Here is a 9,208-nt window from a genome sequence, read left to right as displayed (position 1 = left end):
GCCGGCGCCGTCCACCACGCGCCCAAGCAGCGCCATGCCGACCGGCAGGTGGCGCGCGCGGTCGCTCGGGCGCCGCCGCGGATGGGCCACGCTGCCCGGGCGCGGCACCGGCGCCTCGACCGGGAACACGCGGGCGCCCGGCACGATGCCTTCGACGTCGCTTTGCGGCATCAGGAACAGGCGGTCGCCGTCGAAGCCGACCACTTCGGCCTCGACCCGGATGCCGTTGGCCATCGGGATGGTACAGGCGCTGCCGACGGCCAGGCGCAGGCCGACGCATTCCATCACCAGCCCGGCGACGCGGGTGACGCGGCCGGACACCTGCATCGGCTCGACGAAGTCGACCAGCGAATCGCAGTCGCGCAGGTAGGCCCGCCAGCGCGTGGTGTGGCGGTCGGGCGCTGCCGTCATGGACCGAGCCAGTCGAGGTTCGTGCCGAGGGCATGCGTCAAACGCTCCCAGCGCGTTGCGAGCTGGGCGTCGATCTGGTTGGTGGCGGTGTCGACCTTGCAGCCGCCGCGCGCGATGCTGGGGTCCTGCACCACGCGCCAGCCGCCCTTGTCGAGTTCTTCTCCGATCGCTTCGCGCACCAGCGCGACGTCGGCCGGGTTGAGCATCAATACCGCCGGCTGCTGCAGCACCGGCAGGTATTCGATCGCTTCGCGCACCACCGGGATCACCAGTTCCGGCTTGACGGCGAGGGCGCTGCGCAGCATGCTTTTTGCAAGGTGCAGCGCCAGGTCCAGCACGTCGGCGGCGATGGTTTCGTCGGCAGCGGCCAGCGCGGCGCCGAATTCGAGCGCGATTGACTGGACGTGTTCGAGTTCGTTCGCCGCTTCGGCGCGGCCGAGCGCCATGCCGTCGGCGTAACCGGCGCCGTGGCCTTCGTCGTAGCCGCCAAGGCGCGCCTCCTCGCGGATTTCGGCGAGCTCTTGTTCGGAGGGACCCTGGATCACCGGCGGTGAGGTGGGGCGCGCCGCCACCACGCTCGGACGGTTGTCGCCGAACGAGTTCATTTCCCAGCGCTGGTAAGCGGTCTGCATTTCTTTGGGCGTATCAGACAAACGAATCCTCGCCTTTTCCGCCCAACACGATCTGGCCTTCGTCGGCCAGCCGGCGCACGATCTGCAGGATCTGCTTTTGCTGCGCCTCGACTTCGGACAGGCGCACCGGTCCCTTCGATTCGAGGTCTTCGCGCATCATCTCGCCGGCGCGCTGCGACATGTTCTTGAAAATCTTTTCGCGCAGGTCCTGCGAGGCGCCCTTGAGCGCGATAATCAGCATTTCGGACTGCACTTCGCGCAGCAGCAGCTGGATGCCGCGGTCGTCGATGTCGATCACGTTATCGAACACGAACATCTCGTCCATGATCTTCTGCGCCATGTCGTTGTCGTAGTTCTTGATGTTGTCCATCACCGAGCCTTCCTGCTCGCCGCTCATGAAGTTGAGGATTTCGGCGGCCGCCCGCACCCCGCCGAGCGACGACTTCTTGATGTTTTCATTCCCCGACAACAGCTTGGTGAGCACGTCGTTCAGTTCGCGCAGCGCGGCCGGCTGCACGCCGTCGAGCGTGGCGATGCGCAGCACCACGTCGTTGCGCAGGCGGTCGGTGAAATGGCTGAGAATTTCGCAGGCCTGATCGCGCTCGAGGTGGACCAGGATGGTGGCGATGATCTGCGGGTGCTCGTTGCGGATCAGTTCAGCCACCGACGAGGCGTCCATCCACTTCAGGCTTTCGATGCCGGAAGCGTCCTTGCCGCCGAGGATGCGCGACAGCAGCACCGAAGCCTTGTCGTCGCCCAGCGCCTTGGTCAGCACCTGGCGGATGTATTCGTCCGAGTCGAGGCCGACGGTCGAATTGAGTTTGGTCTGTGAGCGGAACGCCTCCAGCACCGACACCACCTGCTCGTGCTGCACGCTCTTCATCGTCGCCATTGCCGCGCCCAGTTTGAGCACTTCGCGCGGGGAGAGGAACTTCATCACTTCGGACGCCTCGGTTTCGCCAAGGGCGAGCATCAAAATGGCTGCCTTCTGGACGCCGTTGTCGTTCATTGTTCGTTCTTATTCATTTGAGCCTACCCATGCCTTTACAACGTTAGCAACGACGCGCGGATCGTCCGACGCCAGTTTTTTCGCCATACTCAAATTTTCCCGGTAGCCGGAGACCTGCGGCGTCGTTTCTGCCTCTTGTTCGATGCGCCCGGCTTCGTCGGCGATCGCATCAGGACCCGGCTTCGGCGGCGCCGGCGGCAGTTCCGTGATCTGGTCGAATCGGCGCAGTACCGGGCGCATCATCGGCCGCAGAATACGATAATACAGGAACAGCAGCACGATCCCGGCCAGCAGGTACTTGCCGTACTGGCGGGCCATCTCCTGGATTTCCGGATCGCGCCACCAGACCAGCGCCTCGGGCGGCACGACCGGCTTGTCGACGCCGTCGAACGGCGCGTTGGTGACGTTGAGGGTGTCGCCGCGCTCCTTCGAATACCCCATCGCCTCCTTGACCAGGTCATTGATTTGCGCTACTTCAGCGGCGCTAAGCGCCTTGATGCTGACCTTGCCGGTCTTGGCGTCGACCAGCCTGCGGTAGTTGACCACCACGCCGACCGACAGGCGCTTGATGCCGCCCATTGGCCGCTGTTCGTAGCGGATCGTCTTGTCGACTTCGTAATTGGTGGTGCTGTCCTTGCGGGTAGAAGCAGCGCCAGCGCCAGGCGCCGCCGGGGGGGGCGCCTGGCCGGCGTCAATCGGCGCGGTAGCGGCGCCCGGCGGCTGGTTCGACAGCGCCCCCGGCACGCCATTGGCGGTCGAACCCGGCGCCCCCGCTTCGGACGACTGCTGGCTGCGGATCGCCGAGGCGGCCGGCGGCGAATTGGGCTTGTAGATTTCGGCGGCGGTGTCGACCTGGGCGAAGTCGACGTCGGCGGTTGCCTCGGCGCGCACGTTGCCTTGGCCGACCAGCGGCACGATCAGCGACTCGACCTGCTTGACAATGCTCTGCTGTAGCTGGGCGACGTATTTCAGCTGATTCGGGTCGAGGTTCTTGGCGCCGGCGCTCTTGGAGGTATCCGACAGCAGGTTGCCGGCCTGGTCGACGACGGTGACGTTCGATGGCGGCAGTTCGGCCACGCTCGACGCCACCAGGTGGACGATCGCGCTGACCTGGGCGGCGTCGATGGTGCGGCCGGTCTGCAGGTTGAGCAGCACCGAGGCGGTGGGTTTTTGCTGGTCGCGCACGAACACCTGCGGCTTGGGCAGCGCCAGGTGGACGCGGGCGGCGCTGACGGCGGCGAGCGACTGGATCGAGCGCGCCAGTTCGCCTTCGAGCGAGCGCTGGTAATTGACCTGCTCGAGGAACTGCGACACGCCGAGCTTCTGGTTTTCCATCAGTTCGAAGCCGACGTTGCCGCCTTTCGGCAGGCCTTGCGCGGCTAACTTGAGGCGCACGTCGTGGACCTGGCTGGCCGGCACCAGGATCGCGGTGCCGCCGTCGGAGAACTTGTACTTGATCGCCATCTGGTCGAGCGACGCGGTGATGGCGCCGCCGTCGCGGTCGGTGTAATTGGAGAACAGCACGCGGTATTCCGGCTGCTGGCTCCACAGCCACACCGCCACCATCATGGCCACGACGATCGCCGCCCCGACGCCGAGCGCGATGTTGCGTCCGAACGGGGTCTGGATGAACGATTGCTGCCGGGTTGGGTCGAGGACCAGGTCTTCCGCTGCTGCTGCCATGTTGGGTTCCGAGGGCGACACGCCCGGTGGGGTGGAGGTGGTCCCACACCTCGGACAAGGAATGGGGCTTGCCGTCGATTATGGCGGCACGAGGGGGGAGTCAATCGCTGAAACAGAGCGTGGTTTACGGTCTTGCTCTAATGAAATTGACAGGCGTCCGGTGCTATGCTGTTAGCCAGAGTCCGCTTGGGCGCATAGTGTACCCGTGTGCGGCAGGCATTACAGGAGCGAGCATGAAGGTAGGAGCGAGCATGAACGTAGGAGCGATAGACGGCGGGCGCATCGAGGCGATGATCGCCCAATTGAAAGCGGCGGCCACCAGGCCGACCGGCGCAGCGATGGCGCCGGCCGGCATCGGTGAGGCGCCGGCGGCCAAGGTCAACTTCTCGGACGCGCTGAAATCATCGCTCGAGCAGGTCAGCAACAGCCAGATGAAGTCCGAGGAGATGGGCAAGAGCTTCGCCGCCGGCGACGACAAGGTCAGCCTGTCGGACGTGATGATCTCGATGCAGAAGGCCAGCATCAACTTCCAGGCCACGGTCCAGGTGCGCAACAAGCTGGTGTCGGCCTACCATGAAATCATGAACATGCAGGTCTGAAGTACCTGCAGTACCCACTCAACATAACTCGGGCAATCTTGATCCGGATCGGCATCGGCAGCGGCCCGCTGCGGCTTGGCATCGGTGCGCGCCCGGGCGGGCTTGCATGCTTGTATTTGTCGGCCGGCGCTCATGCAACGGGAGATTGCCTTCCCCAGGCGTGGAAAAAATAAAACGTGTCAACAATTGCAGCCCGGACGGCATTTTAATCCGGCACGTCAGTCGATAACCATTACTTGACTTCAGGTTGCGGTGACTGTTGAGATAATAAATTCTTCCAAATCTGTAGAGTCATTCACATTTACGCTTCGGTAACGCGGGTTTCGGCCAGCAACTGTTTGATCTCCGGCACGCACGAGCCGCAATTGCCACCTGCTTTGACGCAGGCGGTGACGGCGGCCACCGTCGTCAAGCCGTCGGCCCGGATTGCATCGCAGATCGTGTTGCGCCCGACGCCGAAGCAGGAGCACACCGTCGGCCCCGCATCGGCGCCTTTTTCAAGCGCCTGGCCGCTCAACAAGGCCGTGCGGTCGGCTGTCGACAAGGCCTGCTTGGTGAACAGGCCGGCCAGCCACGTGCGCGGCGGCAAATCGGGCCGCGGCGACATGAACACGCATTGCTCGATCCGCTCGTCGACGACGTGCACGGCGCGGTAGACGGCGCCGCCGCGGTCTTGGTAATCGAGCCAGTCGGCGTCCAGCTCAGTCACGCCCAGCAGCGCACGCGCCCAGGCGGCATGGTCCAGGATGAGGCCGCGCCCGGCCATCTCGTAGCGGGCGAACTGCTCGCCCTGGATGCGGGTCCAGTGCGCCGCGGCTGAGGACAAAGCCGTGCCGCGACACGCCGAAGCGCTCGATCATCACCGGCGTGTGCTTGAATTCCGGCTCGCCCGATACCGGGTCGAGCGCGGGATTGACCACGGCGCCGACGCGCGCATCCGACGCGTTCTCGCCGCTCCAGTGAATCGGGATGAACAGGCCGCCGCGGGCGATGCCGCCGCCGTGCTGCACGCGGGCGACCACCGCGCCTTACTGGCTCGACACGCGCGCCAGTTCGCCTTCGCGCACGCCGAATTTGAGCGCGTCCTGCGGGTGGATGTCGATGAACGATTCGGCCACGTGGCTGGTCAGTTGCGCCGCCTTGCCGGTGCGCGTCATGGTGTGCTGCAGCAGGCGCCCTTCCAGGCCCAGGGTGTCGCCCAGGGATGCGCCTTTGACGCACAGGCGCCCGGCGTTGGCGGGGTGGGCGGCATCGCCGCTGATGCTGATGCTGACGGCGCCGTCGTCGCCCGGCGCCGTCAGCACGCCGCAGCCGACGCCGCAGTACGGACAGGTAGTGCGCACGGAAAGAGGAATAGGGGACAAATTCACGGTAGGTTTCCTCGTCAAGCGGCTTGTGCGCACAGCGCTTCGCCAAACAACAGGTGGCGGCGCATGGCCGAAATGTCGGTGCGGTTCAAAATCAGGTCGAAATACCACGGACCGTCCTTGACGTCACCGTACAGCACGGCGCCGATGATGCCGGCCACGCCGCCCAGGGCGCGGCTGTCGATGAACGGCACCAGCGCATAGGTGGCGCCGCAAGCCATGTGGGTGAACAGGCCGAAGCACAGCATGGCGATGACGGCGTACGTGACGGTGCCGGCGTTGGCGAACCACAACAGGCCAATGCCTTCGCCGATCATCAGCACGAACAGCAAGGTGACGCGGCTGTTGAGGTTGCCGCGCAAGGCGCCCTTGTCGGACAGATAGCCGCCCAGCGCCCGGGCAAACAAGGCCAGCAGGCCAAAGCTGCCGGCGGCACCCAGAGACAGGCCAAAATGGTCGACGTAATAGACGGCGGCGATGTTGTGAATGAAGATCTCGATGCCGAAGCAGGCGCCGTAGGTGCTGAACAGCAGCCACACGCGGTAATTGGCGGCGGCCGCCTTGAAGCTATCCCAGCCGCCTCGCTTGCCTCCTTCGACGGCCGCCGCCAGTGTTGCCCCAGCCGGCGGCGGCGGCGTTGGCGGTGCCGACGACATTAGGGGCGAACATCACCGACGTGTGGTACTGGGTGATGACGAAGGACGCGCGACCGCGCCGATGCCGAGGCGGAAAAACAAAAAGCTTTCGTAGCTTTGCGACAGCGCCACGCCGAGCACGGGAGTGGCGCCGAGCAGCAGCAGCCCGGTGTAGGTCTTGCGCGGGCCGGTCCGCCGTTGGACCAGTTTTAAGAAAAATTCAAGGGGATCGCCGTTGATCCGTTACGGGGGTATCGGCAGGAAGCGTGCCAGTGGCGGTTGCCCGTGGCGGACAGAGTGCAATGGCAGCGCGCGCATCATCGAGGTGCGCGCGTGCGCGAAAATGATGCGCTGCAACGTAAAATGCGTCGCCGTCGTTGTTAATAACAACAACGACGGTCAGGCGTCAAACGCCGCCGCCTACCGCGCCGGGTCGCTACCATCCCACACCATGCCGTCCATCAGCACCGAACTGCCATACGACACCCGACAGATGCGGTTTCGGTGCGTTCTAGCCCAGCAAATCTTCGACGTCGAGGATGCGCTGGGCGATGTCGGACAACTTCAGCTTCTTGTTCATCGCCATGCTGCGCAGCTGCTGGTAGGCCTGGTCTTCGGTGAGTTGCTGGTGGGCTATCAGCACGCCTTTGGCGCGCTCGACGACCTTGCGCTCGGCCAGCTTGTGGCGGGTGTCGGTCAGCTCGTCGAGCAGTATTTGCTCCTGGCGAAAACGTGCCAGTGCCACTCCCAGCACCGGCTTGATGCGCTCAGCCTGCAGCCCGGCGACGATATAGGCCGAGACGCCGGCCGCCATCGCCGCTTCCATGCTCGAGGTGGTGGCGTCTTCGGTGAACAGCACGATCGGGCGCCGTTCGTCGCGGCTGGTGATGACGATGTGTTCGAGCACGTCGCGCGCATCCGATTCGGCGTCGATAATGATCAGGTCGGGTTGCAGCTGGGCGATGCGCTCGGGCAGGAACATGTCGGCCGGCAGCGAGGCGATCAGGTCGTAGCCCGCTTCGAGCAGGCCGATGCGCAAGGTGTTGCCGCGCCTGACCTGGGCGGCGAGGGTGGCGTCATCCTGCTCGCCGGGCTGCACGACGGTGGTGGCGACGACGATGCGCAGCTTGGGGGGATAGGGGGCGCAATCTCATGCCCCAGATGGATGCAAGATCCATGCCGAGGGTGAGAAATGCGCTGATTTTTAGCTGAGGCCGGCGATGCGGGCGTTGCGTTCGCGCTCGAGCTTGGTAATGTAGCGTTGCACCATTGCCAGGTCGACGCGCGAGATGTCGATGAAGTGGCAACCGAGGCGGCGGTTGGCCTTGTTGTTGAGCAAGGTCAGGTCGAGCGAGTTGCGCACCTGCAGCGTCGTCATCACGGTGCCAATGTCGGGCAGGTCGATGCGGCAGCCGGGATAATTGACGCCGATGGTGTTGCCAAGAATAAATTTATTATCGAGTATGGCGATGCCGCCGCAGCTGATGTCGGCCAGCGGCAGGACGGTACTGCCGCCGCCGAGTTCTTCGGGCAGCGGGACGATCACGCGCACCGGGTTGCTGACCGGCGTGGGCATGCGGTAGAACTCGCGCCGCTGCAGCCGCACCAAGGTCGCCGGCACGGCAATTTGCAGCGCCGGACGCTGCTCGAATTCGGTTTCGGTGACGCCGTCGCTGGCGAACAGGATGCGGATCTTGTCGAGCGTGGTCTCGAACGAAATCCGCTTGGCCGCCAGGATGCGCAGGTTCTGGTCGTTGTTGATCGAACGGTCGAGGATCAAGGTGTTCGTGTCGGCATCGACCTCGAGGATCGAGGTGACGCAGACGTCGGCCTCGCCGTGGATCAGCATTCGGATCAGCTGGTTCTTTTCGCCTATGTTGCGTAGTAGCGAAATGACCTCCCGGCGCGAGCCGATTTCGTAATCGTGCCAGTTTTCCAAGCTAAAATCGTTAGTTGATTGCATCGGTTCCAGCCGGTTTTCTTATGATGATTCGAGGAGGTTCGCCGCGCCCGGAGCGGACGGTGCTGGCGCGCCACTCACTTGAGTAGACACTTGAGAAGACTCAATATGATATAGCCACGCCAACAGTTCCGCAATGACCCGATAGAGCGCCGGCGGAATCTGGCGGTCGAGGTCCACTTCCATCAGCAGCGCCACCAGTTCCCTGGACTCGTGGACGAACACGCCGGCCTCCTGGGCGCGCTCGATGATGCGCTCGGCCAGCAGGCCCTTGCCCTTGGCAACGACCTTCGGCGCGCCATCGCCGTCCTGGTAGGCCAGCGCCACCGCGCGCTGCTGCTGGTGCTGTTGGTGCTGCTTTCGGGCGCCGATGTCAGTCATGGCCGGGCGCGCCCGGGGTTGACGTCCAGTACGGCGCCAACAGAGACCGTCAGCGTCGCTGGCGGGTTGCCGGACGCTTCCAGCGCGCGCCGCAGTTCGCCGGCGCGCGCGTGCAGCACGCTGCCGATGTCGCTCGATCCGGCCTGCAGGGCGATATGCAACTGGTCGCCCGCCAGCACCACCGTCGCGCCAATCTCGCCGAGGGCGGCAAAGCGCAAGCGCAGCGCGCTGCGCCACGGCGGCTCAGCGGTTTCTGCCTCGGCGCCAGGGTGTCCGCTTGTGTCGGGAGGGTCGCGGCTGATCTGCCAGGCCATGTCCTGGCCGGGCAACAGCTGGCCCTGCCACGCAACCCGTCCCTGTTCCTGGCTGGTCAGCTGCAGGTTGATGAACTGGGCGGTGGCCGGATCGACGGCGGCCGGCGCCGGCGCGCTACCGGGCGGCGCGGTGACTTGCGCCGGCTCGGGCGCGGCCGCGGCCGTCAATGCGCGCTGCATCTGCGGCTCGCGCTGCAACTGCGCCAGCGGCCGAGAT

The 9,208-nt window shown here is 65.0% G+C and carries 9 protein-coding genes and 2 pseudogenes; 1 reads left to right on the top strand and 10 read right to left on the bottom strand.

The features are described from left to right. The 4 genes and pseudogenes from CR103_RS21345 to fliF all read right to left on the bottom strand — a co-directional run. Window positions 1-411, bottom strand: a pseudogene (locus CR103_RS21345) (flagellum-specific ATP synthase FliI); the annotation flags it as partial. Further along, entirely contained in the window at window positions 408-1,043 is a 636-nt protein-coding gene (locus CR103_RS21340; RefSeq protein WP_099917909.1) for a flagellar assembly protein FliH, read from the bottom strand. The pseudogene CR103_RS21345 and the gene CR103_RS21340, both read right to left, overlap by 4 nt. 13 nt (window positions 1,044-1,056) lie before the next feature. Next, window positions 1,057-2,052 carry a flagellar motor switch protein FliG gene (gene fliG, locus CR103_RS21335; protein WP_099917908.1) on the bottom strand — a complete coding sequence of 332 codons (996 nt, stop codon included), beginning with the start codon at window positions 2,050-2,052 and terminating at the stop codon, window positions 1,057-1,059. 9 nt (window positions 2,053-2,061) lie between these two features. After that, on the bottom strand, window positions 2,062-3,735 hold the full coding sequence (gene fliF, locus CR103_RS21330; protein ID WP_099917910.1) for a flagellar basal-body MS-ring/collar protein FliF: 1,674 nt from the start codon (window positions 3,733-3,735) through the stop codon (window positions 2,062-2,064). A 251-nt stretch (window positions 3,736-3,986) separates the two neighbouring features. Between fliF and fliE the strand changes: the two genes are divergently transcribed. Further along, window positions 3,987-4,334 (top strand): flagellar hook-basal body complex protein FliE, encoded by a 348-nt coding sequence (gene fliE / locus CR103_RS21325; protein ID WP_099917907.1) that lies wholly within the window; start codon window positions 3,987-3,989, stop codon window positions 4,332-4,334. A gap of 301 nt (window positions 4,335-4,635) precedes the next feature. On the opposite strand, the pseudogene CR103_RS21320 reads toward fliE, so the two are convergent. From CR103_RS21320 to fliK, 6 genes and pseudogenes are all read right to left on the bottom strand, one after another. Beyond that, a pseudogene (locus CR103_RS21320) lies at window positions 4,636-5,635 on the bottom strand (molybdopterin dinucleotide binding domain-containing protein); the annotation flags it as partial. An 83-nt stretch (window positions 5,636-5,718) separates the two neighbouring features. Beyond that, window positions 5,719-6,357, bottom strand: coding sequence for an MFS transporter (locus CR103_RS21310; protein ID WP_370659478.1), 639 nt, complete (start codon window positions 6,355-6,357; stop codon window positions 5,719-5,721). A 490-nt stretch (window positions 6,358-6,847) separates the two neighbouring features. Then, window positions 6,848-7,435 (bottom strand): ANTAR domain-containing response regulator, encoded by a 588-nt coding sequence (locus CR103_RS21305; protein ID WP_229443766.1) that lies wholly within the window; start codon window positions 7,433-7,435, stop codon window positions 6,848-6,850. 105 nt (window positions 7,436-7,540) lie between these two features. Continuing rightward, entirely contained in the window at window positions 7,541-8,299 is a 759-nt protein-coding gene (locus CR103_RS21300) for a flagellar brake protein (protein WP_099917905.1), read from the bottom strand. Between the two features lie 18 nt (window positions 8,300-8,317). Further along, complete coding sequence (locus tag CR103_RS21295; RefSeq protein ID WP_099917904.1) at window positions 8,318-8,677, bottom strand: EscU/YscU/HrcU family type III secretion system export apparatus switch protein; 360 nt, start codon at window positions 8,675-8,677, stop codon at window positions 8,318-8,320. Beyond that, on the bottom strand, window positions 8,674-9,208 hold a 535-nt coding region (gene fliK, locus CR103_RS21290), incomplete at its 5' end, for a flagellar hook-length control protein FliK (protein ID WP_143752709.1). The genes CR103_RS21295 and fliK, both read right to left, overlap by 4 nt.

Source organism: Massilia psychrophila (assembly GCF_002760665.1).
Classification (GTDB): domain Bacteria; phylum Pseudomonadota; class Gammaproteobacteria; order Burkholderiales; family Burkholderiaceae_D; genus JAFCUW01.
The sequence above is the reverse complement of the archived record's forward strand: the minus strand, read 5'-3'. Positions and strand labels throughout refer to the sequence as shown.